24 protein-coding genes are annotated in these 25308 nt (G+C 60.1%); 7 read left to right on the top strand and 17 right to left on the bottom strand.

The genetic code is table 11. The features are described from left to right. The first annotated feature begins 77 nt into the window (after nt 1-77). Nucleotides 78-1217, top strand: a complete 1140-nt coding sequence (lptF, locus tag GS611_RS07490; protein WP_171634206.1) for an LPS export ABC transporter permease LptF — start codon at nt 78-80, stop codon at nt 1215-1217. Between the two features lie 3 nt (nt 1218-1220). Here lptF and GS611_RS07485 read toward each other — a convergent pair whose 3' ends face one another. Then, on the bottom strand, nt 1221-2054 hold the full coding sequence (locus GS611_RS07485; protein ID WP_171634203.1) for a LysR family transcriptional regulator: 834 nt from the start codon (nt 2052-2054) through the stop codon (nt 1221-1223). 101 nt (nt 2055-2155) lie between these two features. Between GS611_RS07485 and GS611_RS07480 the strand changes: the two genes are divergently transcribed. Further along, complete coding sequence (locus tag GS611_RS07480; RefSeq protein ID WP_152458899.1) at nt 2156-2758, top strand: HD domain-containing protein; 603 nt, start codon at nt 2156-2158, stop codon at nt 2756-2758. Nucleotides 2759-2797: 39 nt separating this feature from the next. Here GS611_RS07480 and speB read toward each other — a convergent pair whose 3' ends face one another. The 11 genes from speB to GS611_RS07425 form a co-directional block, all read right to left on the bottom strand. Continuing rightward, nucleotides 2798-3640, bottom strand: coding sequence for an agmatinase (gene speB / locus GS611_RS07475; protein WP_171634201.1), 843 nt, complete (start codon nt 3638-3640; stop codon nt 2798-2800). Further along, nucleotides 3637-4806 (bottom strand): carboxynorspermidine decarboxylase, encoded by a 1170-nt coding sequence (nspC, locus tag GS611_RS07470; RefSeq protein ID WP_171634198.1) that lies wholly within the window; start codon nt 4804-4806, stop codon nt 3637-3639. Before nspC ends, speB begins: the two co-directional genes overlap by 4 nt. A 52-nt stretch (nt 4807-4858) precedes the next feature. Then, a complete protein-coding gene (locus GS611_RS07465; RefSeq protein ID WP_171634195.1) occupies nt 4859-5053 on the bottom strand; it encodes a hypothetical protein in 195 nt (64 codons plus the stop codon). Nucleotides 5054-5113: 60 nt separating this feature from the next. Further along, on the bottom strand, nt 5114-6337 hold the full coding sequence (locus GS611_RS07460) for a saccharopine dehydrogenase family protein (protein ID WP_171634192.1): 1224 nt from the start codon (nt 6335-6337) through the stop codon (nt 5114-5116). Nucleotides 6338-6362: 25 nt separating this feature from the next. Next, nucleotides 6363-8252 carry a biosynthetic arginine decarboxylase gene (gene speA, locus GS611_RS07455; RefSeq protein ID WP_171634190.1) on the bottom strand — a complete coding sequence of 630 codons (1890 nt, stop codon included), beginning with the start codon at nt 8250-8252 and terminating at the stop codon, nt 6363-6365. 101 nt (nt 8253-8353) lie between these two features. Then, a complete protein-coding gene (locus GS611_RS07450; RefSeq protein ID WP_171634186.1) occupies nt 8354-9439 on the bottom strand; it encodes a DUF1513 domain-containing protein in 1086 nt (361 codons plus the stop codon). A 3-nt stretch (nt 9440-9442) separates the two neighbouring features. Beyond that, nucleotides 9443-10453 carry an imelysin family protein gene (locus GS611_RS07445; protein ID WP_171634184.1) on the bottom strand — a complete coding sequence of 337 codons (1011 nt, stop codon included), beginning with the start codon at nt 10451-10453 and terminating at the stop codon, nt 9443-9445. Between the two features lie 3 nt (nt 10454-10456). After that, nucleotides 10457-12004: a di-heme oxidoredictase family protein gene (locus GS611_RS07440; protein WP_171634181.1), complete on the bottom strand. Its 1548-nt coding sequence runs from the start codon at nt 12002-12004 to the stop codon at nt 10457-10459. Next, entirely contained in the window at nt 11964-12449 is a 486-nt protein-coding gene (bfr, locus tag GS611_RS07435; protein ID WP_170346155.1) for a bacterioferritin, read from the bottom strand. Before bfr ends, GS611_RS07440 begins: the two co-directional genes overlap by 41 nt. Further along, nucleotides 12397-12690, bottom strand: coding sequence for a bacterioferritin-associated ferredoxin (locus GS611_RS07430; protein WP_170346156.1), 294 nt, complete (start codon nt 12688-12690; stop codon nt 12397-12399). The genes bfr and GS611_RS07430 overlap by 53 nt, the downstream gene beginning before the upstream one ends. A gap of 85 nt (nt 12691-12775) precedes the next feature. Continuing rightward, a complete protein-coding gene (locus GS611_RS07425) occupies nt 12776-14047 on the bottom strand; it encodes an imelysin family protein (protein WP_171634176.1) in 1272 nt (423 codons plus the stop codon). A 249-nt stretch (nt 14048-14296) separates the two neighbouring features. Between GS611_RS07425 and GS611_RS07420 the strand changes: the two genes are divergently transcribed. After that, on the top strand, nt 14297-14854 hold the full coding sequence (locus GS611_RS07420) for a DUF2796 domain-containing protein (RefSeq protein ID WP_171634173.1): 558 nt from the start codon (nt 14297-14299) through the stop codon (nt 14852-14854). A 472-nt stretch (nt 14855-15326) separates the two neighbouring features. Here the strand turns inward: GS611_RS07420 and GS611_RS07415 are convergent, their stop codons facing one another. Continuing rightward, a complete protein-coding gene (locus GS611_RS07415) occupies nt 15327-16277 on the bottom strand; it encodes a GlxA family transcriptional regulator (RefSeq protein WP_171634170.1) in 951 nt (316 codons plus the stop codon). A gap of 167 nt (nt 16278-16444) precedes the next feature. Between GS611_RS07415 and GS611_RS07410 the strand changes: the two genes are divergently transcribed. The 4 genes from GS611_RS07410 to GS611_RS07395 are packed head-to-tail and all read left to right on the top strand — an operon-like array spanning nt 16445 to nt 20919. Beyond that, entirely contained in the window at nt 16445-17155 is a 711-nt protein-coding gene (locus GS611_RS07410) for a GntR family transcriptional regulator (protein ID WP_171634167.1), read from the top strand. Nucleotides 17156-17162: 7 nt separating this feature from the next. Continuing rightward, the gene (locus tag GS611_RS07405; RefSeq protein WP_171634164.1) at nt 17163-18080 is read left to right on the top strand and encodes a dihydrodipicolinate synthase family protein; all 918 of its coding nucleotides are present in this window, start codon (nt 17163-17165) and stop codon (nt 18078-18080) included. A gap of 5 nt (nt 18081-18085) precedes the next feature. Further along, entirely contained in the window at nt 18086-19582 is a 1497-nt protein-coding gene (locus tag GS611_RS07400; RefSeq protein WP_171634161.1) for an aldehyde dehydrogenase, read from the top strand. Continuing rightward, nucleotides 19579-20919, top strand: coding sequence for an FAD-binding oxidoreductase (locus GS611_RS07395; RefSeq protein WP_171634158.1), 1341 nt, complete (start codon nt 19579-19581; stop codon nt 20917-20919). Before GS611_RS07400 ends, GS611_RS07395 begins: the two co-directional genes overlap by 4 nt. Nucleotides 20920-20929: 10 nt before the next feature. Here GS611_RS07395 and GS611_RS07390 read toward each other — a convergent pair whose 3' ends face one another. The 4 genes from GS611_RS07390 to GS611_RS07375 all read right to left on the bottom strand — a co-directional run bounded on the left by GS611_RS07390 (nt 20930) and on the right by GS611_RS07375 (nt 25131). Beyond that, complete coding sequence (locus GS611_RS07390) at nt 20930-21664, bottom strand: SDR family NAD(P)-dependent oxidoreductase (RefSeq protein ID WP_171634155.1); 735 nt, start codon at nt 21662-21664, stop codon at nt 20930-20932. Then, entirely contained in the window at nt 21661-22392 is a 732-nt protein-coding gene (locus GS611_RS07385; RefSeq protein WP_171634152.1) for an SDR family NAD(P)-dependent oxidoreductase, read from the bottom strand. Before GS611_RS07385 ends, GS611_RS07390 begins: the two co-directional genes overlap by 4 nt. Before the next feature lie 15 nt (nt 22393-22407). Then, nucleotides 22408-23511, bottom strand: a complete 1104-nt coding sequence (locus GS611_RS07380; protein WP_171634149.1) for a mandelate racemase/muconate lactonizing enzyme family protein — start codon at nt 23509-23511, stop codon at nt 22408-22410. A 72-nt stretch (nt 23512-23583) separates the two neighbouring features. Continuing rightward, on the bottom strand, nt 23584-25131 hold the full coding sequence (locus tag GS611_RS07375) for a trimethylamine methyltransferase family protein (protein ID WP_171634146.1): 1548 nt from the start codon (nt 25129-25131) through the stop codon (nt 23584-23586). Between the last annotated feature and the right edge of the window lie 177 nt (nt 25132-25308).

Here is a 25308-nt window from a genome sequence, read left to right as displayed (position 1 = left end):
CTGACGTCCAATGCCTGTTTCCTCTGCCGGCTTAATGCCCTAGTGTCCGCTGCAAACGAACACACGCACGAGGCCCCATGTCGCGTTTTGATGGATATTTCCTGCGGCAATTGCTGATTCTGTTTGGCTTTTTCACCCTGGTGCTTGTCGGTGTGTTCTGGATCACCCGGTCTGTCAGCCTGTTTGACAGGGTCATCAGCGGTGGGCAGTCGGCGATGGTCTTTCTGGAATTCACCGCGCTGACTTTGCCGACCCTGATCCGCACGGTCATGCCCATGGCGGTGTTTGCCGCCGCCGTCTATGCCACAAATCGCCTGAGCCGCGAAAGCGAACTGACGGTTATGCTGGCCACCGGATCCAGCCCTTGGCGGCTTGCCCGGGCGGTGCTGCTGTTCGGTGTGATTACCGGGGTGATGATGGCGATCATCAGCGTGTTCCTGCGCCCGGCCTCGGTTGAACAGCTGGAAATCCGGCAGGCTGAAGTGGCCGGAGATGTGACGGCTCAACTGTTGAACGAAGGCGAATTTCTGCACCCCGCCGAAGGTGTCACGGTTTACATAGGCAGGATTGATCTGGACGGCACACTTCATGAAGTCTTCGTGTCTGATCGCCGCGATCCTGAAAACGCGGTCAGCTATTCAAGCGTAACGGCCTATCTGGTCAACAATGATGCTGGCATTCACCTTGTGATGGTTGATGGGGTTGCATTGCGCCTGAACAAGGAAGGCAAGGTGTTGTCATCGACCCTGTTCCAGGACGCGTCCTACGACATCTCGGAACTGACGAATACAAATCCGATGGCCCGGCGCAGCCTCGAAGCCATTCCAACCGCCGACCTGATCCGCAACCGGGATGAGGTTTCAGCCACGGAAGGGTTCAGCCAAGGCAAACTGATCGAAGAGCTGCACCAGCGGTTCTCGTGGATTGCGATTTGCATCGCCGTGGCGCTGGCCGGGTATTCAACCCTGATGCTGGGCAGCTTTTCCCGGTTTGGATTGTGGCCTCAGATATTGGGCGCCTTCACCATTCTTGTGCTGCTTGAAGGTGTGCGCGGGTTTGTTTCCCCGGTGGTGATCGATGACCCGGAGCATTGGTTTCTGCTGTACCTTCCCGCAATCATAGGGGTGCTGATCTCGGGCCTTTTCCTGCTTGTTGCTGGTCGGCCGCTTGTGCGAAAACGGCAGCGCGATCCCCAGATCATGCCGACACCGGCCTGAGTTCTAGCCGCGAAGATCCACCAAACAGCTGTGAATGTCGTCAAATTCCTCGCGATCACCGCGGGTGACCAGACACATGGGCAGCGGCAAGCTGATACTGTCCTCGACCCGCTCCAGAGCACCCGAGGCCAGATGTTCGGAAATGACGTAATCGGGGAAATAGCCGTTTCCGCCTCGGTGCAGAACATATCGCAGCGCCATCATGCAATTGCCAAGAAACACTGTCTGACCCGACGCCCGTCGCGCAGCCGATCTGACATGGTCCTGATAGACCTCGCCCAGTTCAAGGTTGACGAAGATCGTGTCATCGTCCGTGCCGTCAGCCTGTGGCGTCCGGACCAGGGACAATAGCTCGGGTTCAAGCGCGTACCATGTGACACGCCGGTCCGCCGGCTTTTCATGTGTGATCGCCGCGTCCAGCACATGGGTTGCCACCGCTTCGACCATGTTCAGGTCGTGGTCATAGTTCAGCGTCAACAGCAATTTGCCAAAGCGCTGTTCAAACCGAACCGCCAGGTCCACCAGCAACGGATCCCAGATGCTGAGCTGGCCGCCCAACCGCAGTGCCGGGCGGTTCTGTGCCTGTCCCGGCAGGTCGCGCGATGCGAAGCCCCAAAGGGACAACATCTGTTCCGCATAGGGTTTGAACTGCCGGCCGAACTCGGTCAGCGCCGTTCCTCCGGCACCGCGCGTGAACAGCGCCCTGCCGGTTTCCTCCTCGATCAGGCGAATACGCGCGCTGACAGCGGTCTGCGTCACATTCAACTTGCGAGCGGCGGCATGAAAGCCACCGGCTTCGGCCACGCAGAGAAAAGTTTCCAGAGCTTTGAATTGCATGTCGAAAGTATTTTTTGATCATTGCGATAAAATCAATTCATTTTTTTGAAGGGTGGTTTCGAACTACGCTTTCGCTCAGGACACATGCCAAAGGATCAGCCATGCTGGACAAAAGCCACAAACCCACCTGGACCAGTTTCGAAACAGCCACCAAGGCCGACTGGGACGCCGTGATGGAGTATGAAGAGGCGTATAATGCGGCCCTGCCAGACCGTATCCTCGATGCCATCCGCTCGTTGGACGAAGAATGGACGCCCTATCCGGTCAACCGCTACCAGCACAGCCTGCAAGCCGCGACCCGTGCTTACGAGGACGGTGCGGATGAGGAACTGGTGGTGGCGGCGTTGATCCATGATACCGGCGATATTCTGTCGCCCTACAATCACGGAGAGCTGTCAGCGGCGATGATGAAGCCTTACGTCAGCGAAAAGACGTATTGGATTCTCAAGCATCATTGTGTGTTTCAGGGGTACTACTACAACCACCATCTGGGCGGCGACCGCAACGCGCGCGACAAATATCGCGACAGTCCTTATTGGGAAGATTGTCGCTATTTCTGCCATGAATATGATCAGAAGGCGTTTGACCCGAATTATCCGACCAAGCCGCTGGAGTTCTTCGAACCTATGCTGCGCCGCGTCCTGAACAGGGGCGAAGGCCATATGGAGCTGAACGAAACCGCCGATGACGGCAAAACTGGCTAGGAACCGGATCAGGCGGGCCAGCCCGGCCCGCCTGTCTGATCAGCAGCTCGCCATCAGGCGATAGACGATCTGCGCCGCGGTGAAATCCCAGGCGGCATTGCCGTCGGGGGCCAGTTCGACCACGTCGAAGCCGACGCATTTACGACCCTTCAACGCATGTTCCACCAGGCGAAGCGCCTGATAGTATCCCAGCCCGCCCGGAACAGGCGTGCCGGTCGCGGGCATCTGCGCCGGGTCCAGCCCATCAACGTCAAAGCTGACATAGACCAGTTCGGGGAAGTCGTCGGGCAGGTCGACGGCATGGATGTTGCCGGTCACCAGCTCTTCGGCATCCACGTGGAAGACGTGGTTCCTCAGGCGGCTTTTGGCTTCCTCGGTGGAAAAGGCGCGCACGCCGAACTGGGCCAATGGGATACCTTCCTCGGCCAGCAGATGCATCACCGAGGCATGCGAGTGTTTTTCGCCCTGATAGGCGTTGCGCAGATCGGCATGGGCGTCGATCTGCACGATACCGACGGGCTGGCCCAGGGCGCGGGTCACACCCATGACCGCGCCATAGCTGAGCGAGTGTTCACCGCCCAGCGTGACCGGCACCTTGCCGGCACGGACGGCGGCCTCGGTGTGCTGGGCGAGGCGCTCCATGACGTCCGGCAGCGGGCCGGCGCAATCCAGTGGGGCTTCGGTAAAGATGCCTTCGACGCAGGGTTCCGCGTGACCCGTGATGCGTTCGAGTTCATTGCTGGCCTCGATGATCGCTTCGGGGCCTTTGGCGGTGCCAGACCCGTATGAGACCGTGCGCTCCAGCGGCACCGGGATCACACGGAACCGGGCGTCTTCGCTGCGTTCGGCCTCGGTCAGTTCGCTGTCGAGGAAAATGCTCATGAAAGTCTGTCCTTAAAGTCGTCATAGCCGAATTCCCTGATGATCTTCAGGTCATCGGTTTCGCTGTTCCACAGGGCGATGGTGGGCAGGGGCACGCCGTTGAACGTGTTGGTCTTGACCATCGAGTAATGCGCCTGATCGAGGAAGGCAAAGCGCTGCCCGATCCGCAGCGGCTCGGCCCAAGTGTAGTCGCCGATCACGTCGCCCGCCAGGCACGAGGGGCCGCCGAGGCGGTAGGTGTGGCCAGCTTCGGCCTCGTCCATCAGGGCGGGCCGATAAGGGGCCTCGATCACGTCGGGCATGTGGCAGGTGGCCGAGATATCGGTGATGGCGAGGTTCATGCCATTGGTGGGCAGGTCAAGGATTTCTCCGACCAGAATGCCTGCGTCCAGGGCGACGGCCTCACCGGGTTCGAGGTAGACGTCGACGCCATATGCCTCGCGTATGGTTTTGATGAAAGCCACCAGACCCTCACGGTCGTAATCGTCGCGGGTGATGTGGTGACCGCCGCCGAAATTCAGCCATTTGAGCTGGCCCATGAATGGCCTGAGTTTTGGTTCGACAGCCGCCCACGTGCGTTGCAGCGGCTCGAACCCTTGTTCGCAGAGTGTATGCATGTGCAGGCCGTCAACTCCGGTCAGAGTCTCGGCAGTCAACTGGCTGACCGGCGTGCCCAGGCGTGAGCAGGGCGCGCAGGGATCGTATTTCGGCACCTCACCTTCGGAATGTTCCGGGTTGATCCGCAGGCCGACCTGAACGCCCGCGGCCTGGGCTTTGGTCAGGAACCGGTCTTTTTGCGCCGGAGAGTTGAAGATGATGTGATCGGACAGCGACAGGATTTCGTCGATATCCGCGTCCTTGTATCCGGCGCAGAAGGTGGCAACCTCGCCGCCATATTCTTCGCGGCCGAGCCGTGCCTCGTAGATGCCGGACGCACAGGTGCCGCCGAGGTGCTGGCGGACCAGCGGGGCCAGTGAGAACATGGAAAACGCCTTGAGCGCGCTCAGGACATGCGCGCCGGACCGGGTGCCGATGTCGGCGAGGATGCGCAGGTTTCGCTCAACCGCTTTTTCATCGACCACAAAGCATGGGGTTGGCACGCGGCTGAGATCGAAATTGCGAAAGGCACCGGCATCGCCGGCTTGTGTGGTCATCATGTCTGCCATGAGAATCCAATCCCTTTCATTCTAACCGCGGCCCCTCAAGTTCTAGGCAGTTTCAGAGGAGGCCCATCATCCAAAGTGGCACAATGAATGACAGGAGATGGGCGATGAGAGCGACAGGATTTTCTACTGCCACACGAATGGTGGATTTTTCCAAGCGGAACATTTCGACCGTATCTGTCCTATAACGCTTGGAAAAAACAAGAAGGAGTGCGTAGGTTCCGAGCATCGACCCGATCAGAACAGCCATTTGCTTATCTGACGACATTGTTTCTACACGCTCCTTCCTTTGTTTTAGGACGATTGAGCTTCAGAACTCGACCGGGCCGTCGAGTTCGTGGACCTGCCAGGGCAGGCCGTGTTCATTCAGCATGTCCATGAAATCATCCGGATCGAGCTGTTCCATGTTCCACACGCCGGGCTCGCGCCAGTTGCCTTTCAGCACCTGTGCTGCACCGATCATGGCGGGGACGCCGGTGGTGTAGCTGACGGCCTGAGAACCAACCTCGCGGTAGCACTCTTCGTGATCACAGATGTTGTAGATGTAATAGGTTTTCTCGCCTGAGCCGTCCTTGGCCTGACCCGTGGCGATGTCGCCGATGCAGGCCTTGCCCTTGGTTTCGGCGCCCAGATCGCCGGGATCGGGCAGCAGGGTTTTCAGGAACTGGATCGGGATGACTTCCTTGCCGTCATGCATCACCGGGTCGATGCGGGTCATGCCGACATTTTCCAGAACTTTGGCGTGAGTGATGTAAGCGTCACCGAAGGTCATCCAGAAACGCGCGCGTTCGATCTCGGGGAAGTGGGTCGAGAGCGACTCCAGTTCTTCGTGATACATTAGGTACATGTTCTTGGGGCCGATGGCGGGGAAGTCGAACTCGACCTTGTGGGTCATGGCGGGGGAGTGTTTCCACTCGCCACCTTCCCAGTGGCGCACTTCGGCCAGCACTTCGCGCAGGTTGATCTCGGGGTTGAAGTTGGTGGCGAATTCTTGGTCGTTGCTGCCGCCATTGGCGTCGAGCACGTCGATCTGGCGGATCGTGTCCAGCTTGTGTTTCTTGAGCCACTTGGCGAAGACGGATGTCACGCCCGGATCGAAACCCGAGCCGAGGATGGCGGTCAGGCCAGCCTGTTTGAACTTGTCCTGATAGGCCCATTGCCAGTGATATTCGAACTTGGCCTCATCCTCGGGCTCGTAGTTCGCAGTGTCGAGATAGTGGCACCCGGCCTCGAGGCAGGCGTCCATCAACACCAGGTCCTGATAGGGCAGGGCCAGGTTCACCAGGATCTCGGCACCGGTTTCCTTGATCAGCTTGACCGTGTCCTCGACCTTGTAGGCGTCAAGCTCGGCGGTGGCGATGTCAACGCCCACGCGCTCTTTCACCGATTTGGCGATGGCGTCGCATTTCGACTTGGTCCGGCTGGCCAGTGTGATTTCGGTGAAGATGTCCGAATTCATCGCCATCTTGTGCACGGCGGCGTGGGATACGCCGCCCGCGCCGACAACCAGTGTTTTGCCACTAAGTGAACCCATGGGGGTAATCTCCTCTCACAGGGGGTTATTCGTAATAGGTGTAGCCGTTGATCGAGTCGCGATAAGCGCTCATCAGGGTTTTGCGGTCCTTGGCTTTCAGAGTACCGGTCGAGATCGCCTCGTCCACCATTTTGCGGAAGGCGGCGACGCAGTCGGTGGGGTCGAATTCGACATAGGACAGCACCTGACTGATCGTGTCGCCCTCTTGTTCGTGCAGCAGGTCGAACCCTCCGTCAGCGCGCAGGTCGATGGTGACGACGTTGGTGTCGCCGAACAAGTTATGCAGATCGCCCAGCGTTTCCTGGTAGGCGCCGACGAAAAAGACGCCCATGAAATATTCATCATCTTCCGGCAGGGTATGCACCGGCAGACTGGGTGAAACACCGTCGGCCAGGATGAACCGGTCGATCTTGCCGTCGCTGTCGCAAGTGATGTCGGACAGGACTGCGCGGCGGTCGGGTGTTTGGTTCAGGCCCTGCAAGGGCACGATCGGATGCAGTTGGTCAATGGCCCAGACGTCTGGCAAGGACTGAAACAGAGAAAAGTTGCAGTGGTAGATATCGGCCACTTTCTCAAGCTGGTCGTCCACGTCGGTTTCCAGATCGTCACTGGCCGCCAGCGCCTTGAGGCGGGCCATCAGCGACAGGTAGATCCGTTCGGCCCGGGCCATCTGGCGCAGGTCTACATATCCACGGCGGAACAGGGCGCGCAATTCGTTGCGATAGAAGGTGGCGTCGTTCCAGCATTCCTGAAGACGGTCTTTGCTGAGATAGCCGTGCACCGCGGCAAGGTCTGAAACCATGTGGTGATCGTCGGCTTCAACCTCGGGGCCGTTGGGCGCATCATAGAGCGTGCTTTCCAGCACGTTGAACACCAGCAGCGACGACGTCGCCACCACCGCGCGGCCGCTTTCGGTAACCAGCGTCGGGTGGTCCACCTCGGCCTCGTCCATGGCATAGGCCACGGTTTCCACCACATTAGCGCAATATTCCTCGACCGTGTAGTTGATCGAGTTTTCAGCCGCCTTCTTTTCACCGGTATAGTCCACCCCCATACCACCGCCGAGGTCCAGATGGGTCAGCGGCACGCCCTCGCGCGTCAGTTCGGTGTAATAGCGGCAGGCCTCGCCCACCGCGCGGCGCACGTCGTTGACGTCCTGCACCTGAGAGCCCAGATGCGAATGCTGCAACTTCAGGCAATGCAGAAGGCCCGCGTCGCGCAGCTTGTCCACCGTGGCCACCAGTTGATCGGTGTTCATACCAAAGGCGGACCGGTCGCCCGAGCTTTCTTCCCATTTGCCGCTGATCTGGTTGGTCAGCTTGACCCGCACGCCAATCAGGGGTTCAATGCCCAGCTCTTTGTATACTTCGATCACCGTGTCAGCCTCTTTCGGGCTTTCAAGAACGATCACCGTGTTGAACCCGATCTTGCGGGACAGGATGGCCAGCTGGATGAATTCGGCATCCTTGACACCGTTGCAGACGATCAGCGCTTCGCTGGCCAGCCGATGTGCCAGCGCGATCACCAGTTCGGGTTTGGACCCGGCCTCGAGCCCATAGTTGTACTTCTTGCCGAATTCGACGATCCGGTCGACGACCTGGGCCTGCTGGTTCACCTTGATCGGGAACACACCGCGATAGCTGCCCCTGTAGCCGACGCGGGCGATGGCTTCGCGGAAGCTTTCGTTCAGATGCGCGATCTCGTGTTCCAGATAGGAAGAGACGCGCAGAACCATCGGGGCCTTGATGCCTCGGTCGTTCAGATCGCTGAGAATACCTGGCAGGCTGATCGCGCCAACATCGGGAGCCAAGGGATTGCGCAGACCGATCTCGCCCTGCTCCGTCACCTCGATGAGGCCTTTGCCCCATTTCTCAACTCCGTAGATCGAATGCGGTGCGTCGGGCGTCTGTTTCAATCAAGTCGGTCCTTAACGTTGGGGTGCCAGTTTCGCGCCCGGCAATACGGCAGCTGTTTGATTCTTCCAAGTCTAAACTATGTGACGGAAAAATCCGAATTTCATGCCGGTGGGCTGATCGGGACCAGATGATTGTCCCACTGGCACTTCGCGCGGGTCCGGATCTCGGGGTGCGCAGTGGTCAACGCACCGAACACACCGGTTCCGGTGGTGAAAACCAAATCGTTTGGGCCGGAACCAAGCCCGCAGACATCCTCAAGCTCGAACGCATCGCTGAATGTGCCACTGGCCACGTCGAACCGCTGCAACGCATTGCCGCGTGGACAGGTGATGGCAACGGTTGCACCATCCGTCGAAAACGCGATGCTGCCCGCATAACCTTGCAGCGTGCTCTGATCCTGCACCGGCGCAGACAGAAGGTGCGGGTTTTCCCCCTGACGGTGCAGGCCCAGCAAGGGCGGATGTTCGGCTTTGCTGCCCTGCCACTGCATCGCAAAGCCCACCAGCCCGTCGCGACGGACCGCCAGATGGCGGATCGAGTTCTTGTGAAGCGCAGGCGACAGCGACACCTGTTCCTGAACCAGGCCCGTCAGGGAAAGGTAGGTCAGGTTGGGCTTCATCGTCGGCAGGTTCAGCTTCGTGCGCCCGGTTTCGGGATGAGTTTCGATACCGCCATTGGCAATCACAAGCGTTTTCCCACCCGGCATCAACCGCATGTCATGCGGCCCGACGCCGCCGGACGGGAATTCGCCCAAGCGCGCAAAGGTTTCAGCGTTCCAGACGCCTATGATACCTTTTCCGGCCTCGTAATCGTTTTCGGTGGCAAAGAAAATCGCGCCGTCGGCTGAAAAAGTACCGTGACCATAGAAATGCCGGCCTTCCGGCGCCGTCAGCCGCGCGATCGGTGATCCCGTCACGCAATCAATCACCACGGCAAAGGTGCCCGGACGGCGCGCAAAGGCGACGGCCTGTGCTTTGACCGGATGTGCCGCCGCCGCATGCCCGCGCGCGGGCAGGGGCACGGAAAACAGAAGGGTTCCCTGTGCATCCAGCCCGGCCAGTCGATACGAACCATCCGGAAACAGCGCTGCGGCCAGGAACTCCGGCGTGCCCACCGAGGCCCATCCATGGATCGGAGGAAGAGAGGTTGCAGCAAGCCCTGCAAGGAAACGGCGGCGCGATGTCACGGATCAGTCTCCGTCCAGAGAATTGAAGCCTGCGCTGACGCCCAGCGTCGGGCCAAGTTCAGTCGAAGCAATTGCGCGAATATCGTGGATGGACTGTTGCAGGGCCTCGATACGGAACCGGGCCTGCGGATCCGCAACGCCGGCCAGCGCCGGGTCGTCAATGGCCTGCGCATTCTCAATGGCGCGCGCAAAAGCAGCATCCAGATCCGCGGCGATATCGGGATGATCAAAGGCCAATCGCGATGCAAGATCACGAAGGGCCATCAGCGAAAGTTCGACATGGCGCAAGGATCGCTTCGACCGCCACGCTTCGGCGCGGTTCGGACGCGGGCGGTCGAACGTGCCCAACGGGCGACCAAGCCGAGTGTCGGCCGTGAATTCAAGACCCGTGGACAACGCCTTGAACAGTTCCTGCATCGCTTCGTCCTGCGTTCTGAAGCGGCCGTTCTCGCCGGGCTGGGTCAGGCTGGGGGCATAGCTTTGCCAGTCATCGGCCATCGCCTGCGCGTTGGCATCAATATCCGCCGTGATCGCCTGAATCAGCGCGCAGCGGTAATCCGCATTGCCCTGCTCTGCAAAGGCGGGATCGAACAGCATTCGTTCCAGCGCAAAGAACCCGCGCCCGGCTATGGATGTCTCGGCATAGGCTTCGGGGTCTTGCACGGCGTCATCCTCGGTTGCGATATGCTGGGACAGGGCTTTGGTGGTGAACCCTTTCGTGTCGGGCCAGAACGCCATGGCAAATGCACGATCATCGACCTCGGTCGGACCGAACCGCAGGTGACTGGCGGAAATCCAGCTGTCGAAGGCCGCATCGTAAGCCGCGCGCAACGCAGGTGAGGTCGGATCGCAATCCACCCGCGATGCACTGACCAGAGCCCCGGTCGTTTCCGGCAGCTTGTCGAACCTGGGCAGAATATGTGTCTCGGCAACGTCCATCAGGATCGGTGCGCGGTCCTGAGCCTGTGCGGCAAGCGGCATCATCAACGCGGCAATAATCGTAAGAAAACGCATGGGTCAGAGGCTCTCCAGAAAACGGATCAGGGCGTCGCGGTCAGTTTTCGGCATCGACACAACCGCATCGCGCGCGGCCTGGGCTTCGCCGCCGTGCCACAGGATCGCCTCGAGCAGATTGCGTGCCCGCCCGTCATGCAGAAACTGCGTGTGGCCCGAGACGCGTTCGGTCAGACCTGTGCCCCACAAAGGCGGCGTCCGCCATTCGCGCCCCGTCGCGCGGGCCTCGGGGCGGTGATCCGCCAGACCTTCGCCCATGTCATGCAGCAGCAGGTCGGTATAGGGCCAGATCAGCTGAAAACTGTGCTCGGGCCGATCTTCCAGCCGGTGGGTGACATGGGCCGGAGCATGACAGGATGCGCAGCCGGTCGTGTGAAACACCTCTTTGCCGCGCAACACCTCGGGGTCGTCGACATCACGGCGGCCGGGCACGCCCAGATTGCGGCTGTAGAAATCCACCAGGTCCATGCCCTGCTGATCGATCTCGAACTCGCGGGTATCGGTGTCGCCATGCGGGGCCTCGACGCAGTTCACCTGCAAGTCCGTGCAGTCCCCCTGAGGTGCCGGGTAAAGCGGGCTTGAAATACCGATATCCCCGGCAAAGGCTGCGGCGGATTGCTCCATCACCGTCGGCATGCCTGCCTTGTGCCCGAACCGGCCCATCATCGGGGCGCCGTATTCAACAGACCAGACGATGTTCGGACGGCCCGAGATGCCATCCCCATCCACGTCGTCGGGATCAGCCTTGGCCAGAAGGTCTTCGACCGGGATCGCCTCGAGCAGGCCAAGCCCGATCATCTGTGGTGCGACCCGCGGGCTCAGCATTGCATCCGGGTGCAGAGGGCCATAGCCCAGATCAGCGGCCCTGTAAGTCGGGCGGCGCAGTGACGCGGTCTCGCCGTCAGAGAGTTCAACAGGGACTTCTTCGTAAGAGATATCCAGCCGATATTCCGCCGGATGCCCCGCAAGCGCGAAATCCTGCATCTGCCCGCCATAGTTGGGATCGGGCCGGGTGGCGATGTAATCCTCGATCTCGGCATACCCGTCTTCCGGCGCGCCGGGGATCGAGACCCGAAGGAACATCGAGACCGCGTTGTCATCGGGCCCGTTCGGTGTGTGCCCCCGCCCATCCTTTATATGGCAACGCTGGCAGGATCGCGCGTTGTACAGCGGCCCCAACCCGTCAGAGGCCAATGTGGATGATGGTGACGACACCCAGATTTTCTTGAACAACCCGTTGCCGACCTTGAAATCCAGCTCCTGCTCGAAGCTCAGATTGCCCGAGGGTTGCGAGAACGCATCCGCGTCGTTGCGGACCCGGACAGTTGCCGCCCCGGCAGAGAGTTCTTCGAACGGCTGCGACACGCCAAAATCTTGCGGGGGTGCCGTCACGGCGGCAATGCGGGCGCGTTCCTCGTCGGTGCGGGGGGTGAATTTCAGATGCAGGTCCCGCAGCTCGGCTGCCAGGGAGGGGGTGGCCGCAAGGGCGGCCACTGACAGGGCAAAAAGACTATTCGCCTTCGTCCATTTTCGATGCGTTGAGTTGCGCATAATTGGCTTCGCCGATCCTTTCATACAGGTCGAGCTGCGTTTCGAGGAAGTCGATATGTCCCTCTTCATCGGACATCAACTGTTCGAACAGCGACATGGAGACAAAGTCGCCGGCCTCCCGACAATACTCGCGCGCTTCCTTGTAAAGTGCCCTGGCGTCGATCTCGGCCGCCAGGTCGCATTCCAGCGTTTCCTTCGGCGTCTGACCGATCCGCAACGGGTCCAGTTTCTGAAGGTTGGGGTGACCTTCCAAAAAGATGATCCGTTCGATCAGCTTGTCCGCGTGGCCCATCTCTTCGATGCTTTCCTCGCGGCTTTTCTTGGCCATATGGCCAAGGCCCCAGTCTTCTTGCAGGCGGTAATGCAGCCAGTATTGACTGACGGCAGTCAGCTCATGCCGCAGAGACTTGTTCAGATATTCGATGACCTTCGGATCGCCCTTCATCAGCTTTCTCCTGTGTTGCTCCGGCACGCAATGTGCGGAGTTGCATCGGTACGCCCAGATTACCGCTGGCCCGCATTGTGTCTAGGAACAGCGGCATGCACCCGCCACAATCCGCCGATTTGCCAAGGGCATGGTAGATTTTGCCGGGGGTGATGATGGTCTGCGGATCCGCCGTGCGCATCCAGTCGATGGCCGCGCGGATGTCGTGATCGGATATGTTGGTGCAGTGGCAGACAATCATTGGTCTTGGCTCGTTTCGCCGCCCTTACAGGCGATCAGAAAGGGTTGCACGGGCCGGAAAGAAACCCTCTCCGGCCCGCTTGGGGTTAGTGAAAGACGGCGTCCGGGTTGTCCAGGCTGTCTGACCCTTCAAACGCAACCCCGTCCAGTTCCAGCGCAGTTACGATGCGCTCGATGGTCTTGGTCTGATCGATCAGGCCGTTGACGCCGCCCATGATCAGGGCCTCACCGCCTTTGTTGCCGCGCTCAAGCATCTGGTCATAGGCAAATCCTGCCTCGGCTGTTGTCTTGATCTTGCCCAGGGCCTGCATGGTGGCGGCCAGTTTCGCTTTCATCTCGGTATCCAGCGCCGGATCGGTGGCGATGACCAGATCGGCCAGAGATGCGCCCGAAACCGGGGTGCCATCTATGCGGGTATAGCTGCCCAGATAGACGTTCTGGATGCCCAACCCGTCATAGTAATGGCTGTTGTGGGTGTTGTCCGAGAAGCAGTCATGTTCTTCTTCGGGATCGTTCAGCATCAGGCCAAGGCGCATCCGTTCACCGGCTTGCTCACCATAGGAGAGAGAGCCCATGCCGGTCAGGATCGCGCTGATGCCTTCTGCTTCGTTCTCCATCAAGGCTGCGCGCGCCGCTCCGCCGTCTTTCCACTGATCCGCCATCCAGGCCAAGTCGCTGACCAGCAGTTCGGTCGCAGCGCTCAGGTATTGCGCACGACGGTCGCAATGGCCGCCGGTACAGTCCTCGCCCTGCGCATAATCGGTGGCCGGGCGGTTGCCGGCGCCAGCGCCATGGCCGTTCATGTCCTGGCCCCACAGAAGGAACTCGATGGCGTGATAGCCGGTTGCCACATTCGCCTCGATACCATCGGCTTCGTGCAAGGTGTCGCTCAGCAGTTCGGGGGTGATTTCGCTGGCATCAATGGTCTCGCCCGACAGTTGGAAGCTGGGGTTGGCGATGACATTCAGCACGGCAAACTCGTTTTCGTCCGTCGCGCCGCCATAGGCCGCGTCAACATAGTCGATCAGACCTTCGTCCAAGGGCCAGGCGTTCACCTTGCCTTCCCAGTCATCAACGATGGCATTGCCGAAGCGATAGACTTCCGTTTGCTGATAGGGAACACGGGCAGCAACCCAGGCCGCGCGCGCCGCGTTCAGCGTTGCGTCCGACGGATCGGCGATCAGTGCGTTGACCGCATCCTGCAATTTCCTGGCTGAAATCAGGCTGTCCTCAAATTTGGCTTCCGCAATATTGGCATAGGTGTTCAGTACATCCGCCTTGGTGGGGGCATCACCCGAGATCGCGGCGGTTGCCATGCAGAACGTCAGGGCGCTGGCAGTGGTGAATAACTTGGTCATAGGAGTTCGGTGCTTTCCTGTCAGAACTGTCGGATCGTGCGGGAATGCCCCGCGGGTTTCGCGAAGAAATAACTGAGTTATTTAGTCGGCAATGTCAACCTGAGTTTTATTGTCAGATATAGGCGGGGGCTGTTGAACCCAACAAGCCTCCCCATATCTGGCGGGCTCCGATCCGAGGGATAGCATTGCGTGGCAGGTGATTCGCGTTAAAATCACTGGTGTGATTCTGTTTAAGGCGGTTGTTGGTTAATGAAGTGCTCTGTTCTGGCCTTGTCTCTCTTTCCGGCAGCTCTTGCTGCTCAGGCGACGCAGATCACGTCCACCCATCACCATGGGTCCGGTCAATTGGAAATCGTGCTCACGGACACGGGATTTTCGCTGTCCCTCAGGGTTCCAAGCATTGACATCATCGGGTTCGAGACCCCGGTAGCCAGTGATGACGAGCGCACGCGTGTCGCCATCGCGATTTCCGAACTGTCCAAGCCGCTGGACCTGTTTGTCGTCCCGCCCGAGGCTGTGTGCTTTACTGCGTCTGCAAACGTGATCCTGACGCATGATGTCCCGGGGCAGCAGGACACCGCGGGCGAGGGGGGCACGTCATCCGCGACGGGAGAACATTCGGAATTTCAGGCTGACTACGTTGTTCAATGTCAGGATATGGATGCGCTGAACGCGATAGAATTTGCGTATTTCCAGCGGTTCAGCGGGACAAGGAAGCTGAACCTTCGCGTCGGAGCAGGCGCGGAGAACAGCACCCATGAAATCACGCGCGCCGCGCCCAGGCTGGATATGACGCAAATCCGTTAGAGATGGCGCTTGAGCGCCTGTTGGGCGGTGTCAGGCACGCAGCCGAAGCTGTCGAGCCAAGATTGCCCCGTCCATCCCTGCGGCACCGGGCAGAAAACGAACACCTCAGATCGAAGCAGATTGTTTCCCGGTGCGGTCCCTGAATGCGGCAATGAGTGAAGCCCATGAATTATTTTTTTGCAAGATGTCATGATCTTTGAGGCTGCCGGATTCCGCTGAATCACAAATCTCCAATTGAGGCAAAGATTAACGAATAAGGGCACAAGAATCGCATGGATGACAAGTTCTCGCAAAACTTATGCCAATATCCAAATCTATTGGTACATCATCCTGTCGATCTGTTGACTAGTCCGGTTTTAATGAGGGGGTATCTCGGCAGGGTTAGGGGGATGCCCGTTCAGGCCCGTCATGGGCCGACAAAGCGCGGCATCCCCTGCCGTTTCGATTGCGGCAAACCCACTACCACACAATGTCAGTCGATCTTGTTGCGTTGCGCGTGCGGGGTGACGCCAAAGCTTGATCGGTAGACGCGCGAAAAATGGCCCGGGTTTTCAAAGCCGCAGGCCACGGCAATCTCGGTGACGGATGCTTCGGTCTGAAGCAGCAGTTTCTGGGCGCGTTCCAGCCGCATTTCCATGAAGTATTTCTTGGGCGACGTGTTGAGGTATTTTCCAAACAGCCGCTCAAGCTGCCGAGTTGAAATGCCAAGTTCTTCTGCAATGAACGAAGGGGAAACCGGGGTTTCGATACTGTCCTGCATGATTGTAATTGCCTTGGCGAGGTGCGCATTGCGCATTCCGTTGCGTGATTGCAGGGAAACCCGTTGTTTGGCCGTGGCATTGCGTACCGCGTTATAGACCATCTGATCCGCCACATCGATGGCCAGTTCTTCACCGTGATCGCGTTCGATCAGGTGCAGCATCAGATCCGCCGTTGCTGTTCCGCCAGATGCGGTAATGTGCTTTTCATCGGCCACGAACACGCTGCGTACCAGGTTGACCTCGGGAAAGGCCTCCATGAACGCGTCGTGATATTCCCAGTGGATTGCCGCTTGCATTCCGTCGAGAAAGCCAGCCTCGGCCAGCACCCATGCCCCCGAGCACAGGGCGCCGATTTTCGTGCCGCGCGCGCGTTCGCGGCGCAGGGTTGCAAGCAGGGGGCGGGTGACGTGGTCACGCATGTGAATGCCCGACAGAACAAACAGCTGATCACATTTGGCCAGACCCTGAAGCCCGGAATGCACCAGCGTGATGGATCCGTTCGAGCACACGGCCTGCTCGCCATGTTCTGACACAAAGGACCAGCGGTACAGTTCTTCGCCGCTCACAAGATTGGCGATCCGCAAGGGTTCGACTGCGCATGAAAACGCAAGGTGCGAGAACTCCTCGACAAGGATGAAAGTGATGTGCCGCGTCTGAGGCATGAGCAGTACCGTTTGCAAGCTGGGACAAAGCCCAGAACATGAGTCTATTTCGCAGGCCATATGCTGCACGAATTATTATTGTATACAAGTTGTATTTTTATGGAATACAAAACTGTGACCGCACGCGATTCGACCGCGTTCGCCGAACAGAAGGATGAGGCCAAAGCATGAAAGACGAAGCCAAGTCTCGCAAAAACGCGCTGAAAGAGCACCTGAAAGTGTCCATCCTCACGCTGCGCCTGCGCCCGGGCGCCGATCTGGACGAGGCGCACTTGTCCGAGGAATTCGGCTTGTCGCGCACGCCGCTGCGCGAGGTGTTTCGACAATTGGCTGGCGAAGGCTATCTGGATCTGCGGACAAACCGCAGCGCCCGGGTTTCGGAAATGTCCTACACCACACTGCGCGACTTCTTCCTTGCCGCGCCCATGGTATACGGAGCGATCCTGCGTTTGGCGGCTTTGAATGCGTCGAACGCCCAGATCAATGATTTGAAAGAGGCCCAGCAGGCGTTCAAGGCGGCCCTTCGGTCCGGGTCCGGCGAGGACCGAGCCTTGGCCAACAACCGCTTTCATGACGTGACCGGCGAAATGTCCGGCAATGTCTACCTGCTGCCGTCGTTCAACCGGCTGTTGATCGATCACGCCCGGATCGGCATGACGTTTTACCGGCCTCAGACGGCTGAGATGTCCGAGAACCTGTCCGAAGCAAGCCGCCAGCACGACGCCATCATCGCCGCCATCGAGGCGCGTGACGAGGCGGCTGCTGCGCAGCTGGCCGAAGATCACTGGAACCTGTCACGCGATCAGATCGAGATGTTCGTGATGCCTGACGCGCTGGATGTCCCGATGGGAATCCCGCCCCTTTCGAAACCTGCATGAGGACGGAATGAACCCGATTTTCAAGTTTGAGGGGATTTATACCCCTGTGGTCACGCCCTATCACGACGATGGCAGCGTGAATTGGGACACGCTGTCCGACGTGATCGAATACCTGATCGAAAACGGCGTGCATGGCCTGATCTCGGGGGGCTCGACCGGTGAGAACTATGCCCAGACCGTCCACGAACGTGTCGAACTGGCCCGGTTCACGCATGAGCAGTTGAAGGGTCGGTTGCCATTGGTGGTTGGCACAGGCGCGATGCTGACGCCGGATTCGATTGCCTTGGCATCTGGCGCGCGTGAGATCGGCGCCGATGCGATCCTGCTGGCCAGCCCGCCGTATTCGGTGCCGACTGATCGGGAAAACGCGCTGAATGCGCTGGCCATCGACAAGGCCGCGGACCTGCCGGTGATGCTGTACAACTACCCGCACCGCACCGGCACGATGATGGGTGAGGAATTCCTCGACCGCGTTGGCCGCAGTCGCAACTTCTGCGGCATCAAGGAAAGCTCGGGCGATATCAACCGGGTGCATTTGCTGGCCCGCGACTATCCGCATATCCAGCTTGGCTGCGGCATGGATGATCAGGCGCTCGAATTCTTTGCCTGGGGTGCGCCGTTCTGGGTGTGCGGCGGGTCCAACTTCCTGCCTGCCGAACATGTGGCTCTGTATCAGGCCTGCGTGGTCGAAGGGAATTTCAACAAAAGCCGCCGGATCATGTCTGCGATGATGCCGCTGATGCGGGTGCTGGAACAGGGTGGCAAGTTCATCCAGACCATCAAGCATGGCGTGACCATGAACGGGATCGATGCGGGCGCTATGCGGCCTCCGTTGAAGGGCTTGAACAAGGACGACAAACGCGCGCTGGAACAGGTCACGCGCGTGCTGAAAAAGACAATCGCCGACATCGTGGCGGAAGGGTAAGAGACATGGATCTGCTGACACAGGACGAATACAAATCCATCGCCGCAGGCCTGAACCTGCCGACCGGGGCGTTCATCGACGGCGCATTCCGCCCGGCGATCTCGGGTGAGACGTTTGCAACCGTGAACCCGGCCACCGGCGACAGGCTTGCCGATATCGCATCCTGCGGTGCGGCGGATGTGGATTTTGCAGTCGAAAAAGCGCGCGAGGCCTTCGACGATGGCCGCTGGTCGAAACTGCACCCGTCCGAGCGCAAGGACGTGCTGATCCGGCTGGCCAAGCTGATGACCCGCAATGCCCGCGAACTGGCGGTGATGGAAAGCCTCGACAGTGGCAAGACCATCTATGACTGCGAAACCGTGGACGTGCCGGAAACCATTCACTGCCTGAAATGGCATGCCGAGGCGATCGACAAGATCTACGATCAGGTCGCACCTGCCAGCGACGACCATATCGCCATGGTCGTGCGTGAGCCGATCGGCGTCGTGGGGCTGGTACTGCCGTGGAACTTCCCCCTGCTGATGCTGGCGTGGAAGATCGGCCCGGCACTGGCGGCGGGATGTTCAGTGGTTGTGAAACCCGCGGCTGAAACCACACTGACCGCGCTGCGTATGGCCGAACTGGCGATGGAGGCTGGCCTTCCCCGCGGCGTGCTGAACATCGTACCGGGTGGCGGTGCCGACGTGGGCGAACCCATCGGGCGGCACATGGATATCGACATGGTGTCCTTCACCGGCTCGACGGTGACGGGCAAACGGTTCCTGACCTATTCGGCGGAAAGCAACGCCAAGGAAGTGGTGCTTGAGATGGGCGGCAAGAACCCTGCCATCGTCATGGATGACGCCGAAAACCTAGACCGGGTGGCGGCGCATGTGGTGAACGGTGCGTTCTGGAACATGGGCGAGAACTGCTCTGCCTCGTCGCGCCTGATCGTGCACAAAGACGTGAAAGCCGAACTGCTGGACCGCATCGCGCATCACGCCAAACAGTGGAACATCGGCGACCCGCTGGATCCTGAAACCCGCATGGGCGCGCTGGTCAGCGAAGGGCATTACAACAAGGTCTGCGGATATCTCGATCAGGTTGAAAACGTGGTGATCGGCGGCAAGGCCGATAAAGGCTTCGTCGAGGCGACCGTCGTCGAAGTGCCGGGCAATGACGCCGTGCTTGCCCGAGAGGAGATCTTCGGCCCGGTCCTGTCGGTGATCGAAGTGTCGGGCTTTGACGAGGCCATCAAGATCGCCAATGACACCGACTATGGCTTGTGTGCCTCGATCTTTACCGCCAACGCCAAACGGGCCATTCGTGGTGCGCGGGCGATCCGGGCGGGCACCGTGACCGTCAACAGCTTTGGCGAAGGCGACATCACCACGCCGTTTGGCGGCTACAAGCAATCGGGCTTTGGCGGGCGCGACAACTCGATCCATGCGCATGATCAGTACACCCAGCTGAAAACCATCTGGATCGATCTTGCAGACGACGCCGGCGAGGCTGTGGATTGACACGATACGAGGCAAAAAGACTGCCGCGGCAGACCGGTCCGGCGGGATGGAATGCCATCCTGCCGCCCCAGGACCCTCTGCCAGAGCTCGAACAGGACCTGGCCGCCGACATCACCATTGTCGGCGGAGGGTTTGCCGGGCTGACGGCGGCGCGGCGATTGCACCAACTGGACCCTTCGCTGAAGATCGCCCTGCTGGAAGCGGGCCGATTCGCCGATGGTTCGGCGGGGCGGAACTCGGGGTTCATGATCGACTTGCCGCATGATCTGGCCTCGGACAATTACGCAGGCGATGGGCTGGAAGCGGATCGCGCCGCCATTGCCCTGAACCGCAAGGCCATCGCCTTCGCGGCCGAGGTCGCCGCCGATTGCGACCTGCCGCAGGAAATGTTCGACCCTTGCGGAAAATACAATGCAGCCGCCACACGGGCAGGAGACGCCCATAACCGCGCCTTCGCCGAGCATCTGACCAAACTGGGTGAGCCGCACACGCTGTATGACCAAAAGCAGATGCAAGAGATCACGGGCAGCCCGCATTATGTTTCGGGGCTGTTTGCGCCGGGGACGGTGATGATCCAGCCCGCAGCCTATGTACGGGCGCTGTCGGGTCAACTGGCTGGCCAAATCAACGTATTCGAGAACGCGCCAGTCACCAGCTTTGAAAAGCAGGGCGCAGGTTGGGTGGTCAACACCGCCAGGGCCAAAGTCAGCACCGGGCGGATCGTTCTGGCCAACAATGGCCATCTGGAAAGCTTCGGATTCTACCAACGGCAATTGATGCATATCTGCCTCTACGCCTCGATCACGGCGCCGCTGACCGAGGCGCAGATCAAGACACTGGGCGGGCAACCGCGCTGGTCGGTGACCCCGGCGGATCCGATGGGCACCTCGGTCCGGCGCATTTCGGGCAGCTATGGGGATCGCATCCTGATCCGCACCGGGTCCAGTTTTCACCCGACGATAGAAACCACCCGGATGCGGTTGCGCAATGCCGGCTGGGTGCATGACCGGAAGTTCCGTGAACGCTTTCCGCATCTGCCCGATGTACGGATGGAGCATCGCTGGGCCGGGATGCTGTGCCTCAGCCGCAATGGGTCTGCGGCGTTCGGCGAAGTGGCGGATGGCGTGTTCTCGGCCTGCTGCCAGAACGGCCTGGGCATCGCCCGAGGCACCCTGCAAGGCATGGGCATCGCGGAACTGGCGCTGCAAGGCGGATCAGAGATCGCGGATCACTTTCTGGCGCAGCCGGATCTTCCGCGATTGCCGCCCGAGCCATTCGCCTCGCTTGGGGCGAACAGCTATCTGATCTGGAAAGAATGGCGGTCCGGCAAGGAATGACGCGTGGGCATCAGGGCAAGCTCAGCTTGGCCATACGCCCACCATCTATCGTAAAGACCTGCCCGGTGATGAAACCCGCATCCCCGGACGCCAGAAACGCGACGAGCGCGGCAACTTCTTCAGACCGCCCTGTTCGGGCCACCGGGTGGATCTTGGCGATGTCGCGACGGAATGCGGGCGGGTCGGGCATGGATTCGATGAAATCCTCGTTCAACTCGGTATCGATCCAACCGGGCGCGACGGCGTTGCAGCGGATACCTTCGCCCCCGTGATCCACGGCAACGGCGCGGGTCAGGCCGTGCAACCCTGCCTTTGATGCGCAATAGGCAGCGTGACCGGGATTGCTGCCCAGGCCTTCTATGGATCCGGTGTTGACGATGGCGCCCTTGGTCTGGCGCAGATGCGGCAGCGCGGCCTTGATCATCAGGAACGGGGCGGTCAGGTTCACCGTCAGGTTGCGGTGCCAGTCCTCAAGGCTCATTCCTTCGACCGAGGCTTCCTGCATCATGCCGGCGTTGTTGACCAACACGTCCAGACGCCCGGCTTTCGCGATCACTTCGTTGACCACCTGTGCCGGGCTGTCGGGAAGGGTGAAATCTGCAGCAATGCCTTGGAATTCGGTGTCCTGACCACGTTGGGCGGTGAAGACCAGTGCGCCTTCGTCGTGCAAACGCCGGGCAATGGCCTTGCCGATGCCGCTGCTCGCGCCGGTGACCACTGCCACCTTTCCATCGAACCGCTTCATGATACCGGTTTCCCTCCATTGACCTCGACGAGCGTGCCGCAAACATAGCGCGACGCGTCCGAGACCAGGAACATGATGACGTCGGCGATGTCCTCGGGCTCGGCGATCCGGCCCAGCGGCACGGTCCGGCCCAGTTCGGCCACGGCTGTATCGGGGTCAAAGCCCCGCTTTTCAAAGCCTGATCGCAGCATCGGGGTATTCACTTCGTTCGGGCAAACGGCGTTGATGCGGATACCCTGATGGGCGTGATCCATGCCCATGCACTGGGTCAGGGACGCGATGGCCGCCTTGGTCATGCAATAGACCGCATGATTGGGGCCGGGGCGCAGCCCCCAGCAGGACGCGGTGTTGACGATGGCCCCGCCGCCGGCGTCCGCCATGATCGGAATTGACGCACGACAAATGCGGAACGGGGCTTCGACATTGACACCCAATGACAGAGACCAATCCGCATCAGACGTATCCGTGACCGACCCGCGCGTGATGACGCCCGCATTGTTGATCACGATGTCAAGCCCGCCCAATGCGGACGCGGCTGCGCCGGGCAGCTGGTCTGCATATTCGGGAACAAGCAGATCACCGGGCAGATGTGCCTCGGCCTCGATGGCATCGACAGCCCGGTCGGCGACTGCGACCCGCGCCCCGACGTTGCGCAGGCGTTGAACGATTGACGCCCCGATGCCGCCAGCCGCGCCAGTGACCAGAGCCGATTTTCCTTTCAGGTTCATATTGTCATCCATTTCTTAGAATGATGCGACAGGTGTGCCGAGCAGGCTTTCATCAGGAACCACGCCCAGCCCCGGCCCGGTTGGCAGCGCGATATGCCCGGCGTCGACCCGGATGCCGTTTTCGGGATCGTAGTTGCCTTCGATATATGGCGCAGCCAGCCAGACGCCTTCCAGCAGGTCGGGCCGAACGGTTGCACCGATATGGGTACATGCAGCGGCGATGATATCCCCGCCCCAGCTGTCATCGCAGGTATGGGGCAGGTTGCGCGCCTCGCAGATGTCGCGGAAGGCGCGCATCGGATGCAGGCCACCGATGCGGGTGACCTTCATGCCGAACCCGTCGACCAGACCGGTGCCCGCCGCCGAGATCACGGTGTTCAGGCTGGTGCTGTTTTCATCCATATAGATGCCATGCGTGACCTGAGGCCGGATCTTCCTGAGATCTTCGATTGTGTTGCAGGGCTGTTCCATGATGAAGGGGATTTCGGGGCATTCGCGGCTGACCCGCAGGGCGTCTCGTGTGGTCCAGCCCCGGTTGCCGTCGACAGCCAGACGCATACCCGATCCCTTGACCACGTCCCAAACCTTTCGAATGGTTTCGATGTCGATCTCGACCGGGCGGCCTCCGACCTTGATTTGCAGACGCGGGTAGCCTTCGGCCATTTTCTCGGCAGCCAGTTTCGCAATGTCGTCGGGTGCACCGACGCCCGTGGCATAATAGGACGGCACCTTTTCCGAGACCGCTCCGCCCAGCAAATCGGAAACCGGAACACCCAAGTGTTTGCCACGCAGGTCGTGCGCCGCAATGTCGATGGCGGCCTTGGCATAACCATGACCGTTCAACAGCCCATCCATCCGGCGATGCAAGGCCAGAGGCAGGACCTCTGTTCCGATCAGGCCCGGGGCCATTTCGACCAGAGCGGCGCGCGCCCCGGCGGCGTGCGCCTCGGCATAGGTCGGGCCAACCGGGCAGGTCTCGCCCCAGCCGGTCAGACCGTTGTCCGACACGATTTTGACCAGCGTGGTATCCAGCGCCCAGACCTGAGCGTTGGCCATTGTATAGGGCCCGTTTTTGACCGGCAGGTCGTGGCTGTAGATATGCAGTTCGGCGATCTTCATCTTGGTTTACGTGTCTTGAGTGGAAAAAAGGGCCCACCCGGATGACGGGTGGGCAAGTACGGGGAGTGCGGATCAGTATGTTTGGTTCAACTCGTCCGCCGCCGGGATTTCCCTTTCGCGACGCGCGATATAGTCCACAAGGGCCTCGTTCTTGGCCTCGTCCAGCTTTGGTTCTTCATATTCGGCCAATAGTTTCCGCGCATGTTTCAGGGCGCGTTCGGTGATTTCCACCTCCCCCTCGGCCACCCATTGCTCGATCGAGTTGTTGTCGAACAGTTCCGGCATGAAGAACGCGGTCTGAAAGTTGTCCTGCGTGTGCGGATGACCCAGATAATGCCCGCCGGGCCCCACATCGGGAACCGCTGCCAGGGCCTGGTCGAAATCGTGCCACTTTGGGCCTTCCGCCATCCGGTAAGCCATCGCGCATTGTTCGGCGTCGACGATAAACTTGGCGACCGAACAGTGCATGCCCGCCTCGTTCCAGCCTGCCGAATGCCAGATATAATTGGCCCCGGCGTGAATGACCGCACTGAGCGTCGTGGCGGATTCGTACCCGGCCTGTGCATCAAAGGTCTTGGCCCCACCCAGAGTGTTCGAAGTGCGCCACGGTACGTCGTAGAAGCGCGCCATCTGGCCGATCATGAAGTTCATCAGGCTGATTTCGGGCGTGCCGGCCATCGGCGCGCCGGATTTCATCGAAACGGTCGACAGGTAATGTCCCCAGATCGCCGGGCAGCCCTTGCGGATCACCTGCGTATAGGCCAGCGCCGAAAGCGCCTCGGCGGTCAGCTGCGCCACGGTCGCGGGCACCGATGCCGGGGTGTTCGCGCCACCCAGAACAAAGGGCGAGCACAGAACCGGCTGATTGCGGTGGCAGAAGGCCCGCATCGCACCCAGCATGGTTTCGTCCCACACCAGTGGGCTGTTGCCGTTGCAGTTGCCGGTGGTGACCGGATGATCGTCAATGAACCCTTCGCCGAACAGGATATCGCACATATCCATCACATCCTCGGCATTCCTGGGCGAGGTGGTCATGCCCATGAAGGTCTTGTCCGAGTACTTCATCGACGAATAGGTGATGCGCAGGTGCCGCTGGCTGATCGGGTGGTCGTAGGGCTCGACAATGTGATGGGCCGAGCTGTGCAGCGCCGGCATCATGTGCGACAGCTTGTGGAACATCGCCAGATCATCCAGCGTCGGGTTCCGGCGCACGTCATCCAGATCGCGCAGGAAAGGGGCCCCGGTCATTGGCACGAAGATCGCGTGCTTGCCACCCAGTGCAAGGTTCTTTTGCGGATCGCGCGCGTGATAGGTGAACTGCGCCGGAATGGTCGAGATCAGCTCGCGCACCATATTTCGGTCCAGATAGACCAGTTCGCCGTCAACCTTGGCCCCGGCTTTTTTCCAGTCTTCCAGCGCGATGGGGTCGCGGAACTGAACGCCGACATTTTCCAGAATATCCATCGCCGCATTGTCGATGCGCTCAACCTGGGTTGCGTCCATGACCTCGCACAGCGGGATGCCTCGGGTCAGGCCCGGCAGCATGTCGAAATTTGGAGCGGTGCGTTGGGCTCGGCGGGCAGAACGTCCGCCGGAACGCGTGACAGTGCGAGTGGTCAAGGGGCAATCCTCCAATTTAGAAACAAACTGACGGATTCGCGGCGCAACCACCTCTCTGATTGCGATATGTGCTTGCAATAAGCGACACGGGTCATTCCAAATAATTTTGTCCCTGCGTAACGAAAAAGACGCCGGGTCATTGTTACCTGTGTGACCTACTTCACAGCCAGGCAAGTG

Origin of the sequence: Ruegeria sp. HKCCD6119 (genome assembly GCF_013110585.1) — a bacterium.
In the GTDB taxonomy this organism is placed as follows: Bacteria; Pseudomonadota; Alphaproteobacteria; order Rhodobacterales; family Rhodobacteraceae; genus Ruegeria.
This window is presented reverse-complemented; position numbering and strand designations above follow the sequence as displayed.

Bases quoted from the DNA above. Each gene is read 5' to 3' on its own strand.
- lptF (WP_171634206.1), top strand. From the start codon at position 78: ATGTCGCGTTTTGATGGATATTTCCTGCGGCAATTGCTGATTCTGTTT.
- GS611_RS07485 (WP_171634203.1), bottom strand. From the start codon at position 2,054: ATGCAATTCAAAGCTCTGGAAACTTTTCTCTGCGTGGCCGAAGCCGGT.
- GS611_RS07480 (WP_152458899.1), top strand. From the start codon at position 2,156: ATGCTGGACAAAAGCCACAAACCCACCTGGACCAGTTTCGAAACAGCC.
- speB (WP_171634201.1), bottom strand. From the start codon at position 3,640: ATGAGCATTTTCCTCGACAGCGAACTGACCGAGGCCGAACGCAGCGAA.
- nspC (WP_171634198.1), bottom strand. From the start codon at position 4,806: ATGGCAGACATGATGACCACACAAGCCGGCGATGCCGGTGCCTTTCGC.
- GS611_RS07465 (WP_171634195.1), bottom strand. From the start codon at position 5,053: ATGGCTGTTCTGATCGGGTCGATGCTCGGAACCTACGCACTCCTTCTT.
- GS611_RS07460 (WP_171634192.1), bottom strand. From the start codon at position 6,337: ATGGGTTCACTTAGTGGCAAAACACTGGTTGTCGGCGCGGGCGGCGTA.
- GS611_RS07445 (WP_171634184.1), bottom strand. From the start codon at position 10,453: ATGCGTTTTCTTACGATTATTGCCGCGTTGATGATGCCGCTTGCCGCA.
- GS611_RS07440 (WP_171634181.1), bottom strand. From the start codon at position 12,004: ATGCGCAACTCAACGCATCGAAAATGGACGAAGGCGAATAGTCTTTTT.
- bfr (WP_170346155.1), bottom strand. From the start codon at position 12,449: ATGAAGGGCGATCCGAAGGTCATCGAATATCTGAACAAGTCTCTGCGG.
- GS611_RS07430 (WP_170346156.1), bottom strand. From the start codon at position 12,690: ATGATTGTCTGCCACTGCACCAACATATCCGATCACGACATCCGCGCG.
- GS611_RS07425 (WP_171634176.1), bottom strand. From the start codon at position 14,047: ATGACCAAGTTATTCACCACTGCCAGCGCCCTGACGTTCTGCATGGCA.
- GS611_RS07420 (WP_171634173.1), top strand. From the start codon at position 14,297: ATGAAGTGCTCTGTTCTGGCCTTGTCTCTCTTTCCGGCAGCTCTTGCT.
- GS611_RS07415 (WP_171634170.1), bottom strand. From the start codon at position 16,277: ATGCCTCAGACGCGGCACATCACTTTCATCCTTGTCGAGGAGTTCTCG.
- GS611_RS07410 (WP_171634167.1), top strand. From the start codon at position 16,445: ATGAAAGACGAAGCCAAGTCTCGCAAAAACGCGCTGAAAGAGCACCTG.
- GS611_RS07405 (WP_171634164.1), top strand. From the start codon at position 17,163: ATGAACCCGATTTTCAAGTTTGAGGGGATTTATACCCCTGTGGTCACG.
- GS611_RS07400 (WP_171634161.1), top strand. From the start codon at position 18,086: ATGGATCTGCTGACACAGGACGAATACAAATCCATCGCCGCAGGCCTG.
- GS611_RS07390 (WP_171634155.1), bottom strand. From the start codon at position 21,664: ATGAAGCGGTTCGATGGAAAGGTGGCAGTGGTCACCGGCGCGAGCAGC.
- GS611_RS07385 (WP_171634152.1), bottom strand. From the start codon at position 22,392: ATGAACCTGAAAGGAAAATCGGCTCTGGTCACTGGCGCGGCTGGCGGC.
- GS611_RS07380 (WP_171634149.1), bottom strand. From the start codon at position 23,511: ATGAAGATCGCCGAACTGCATATCTACAGCCACGACCTGCCGGTCAAA.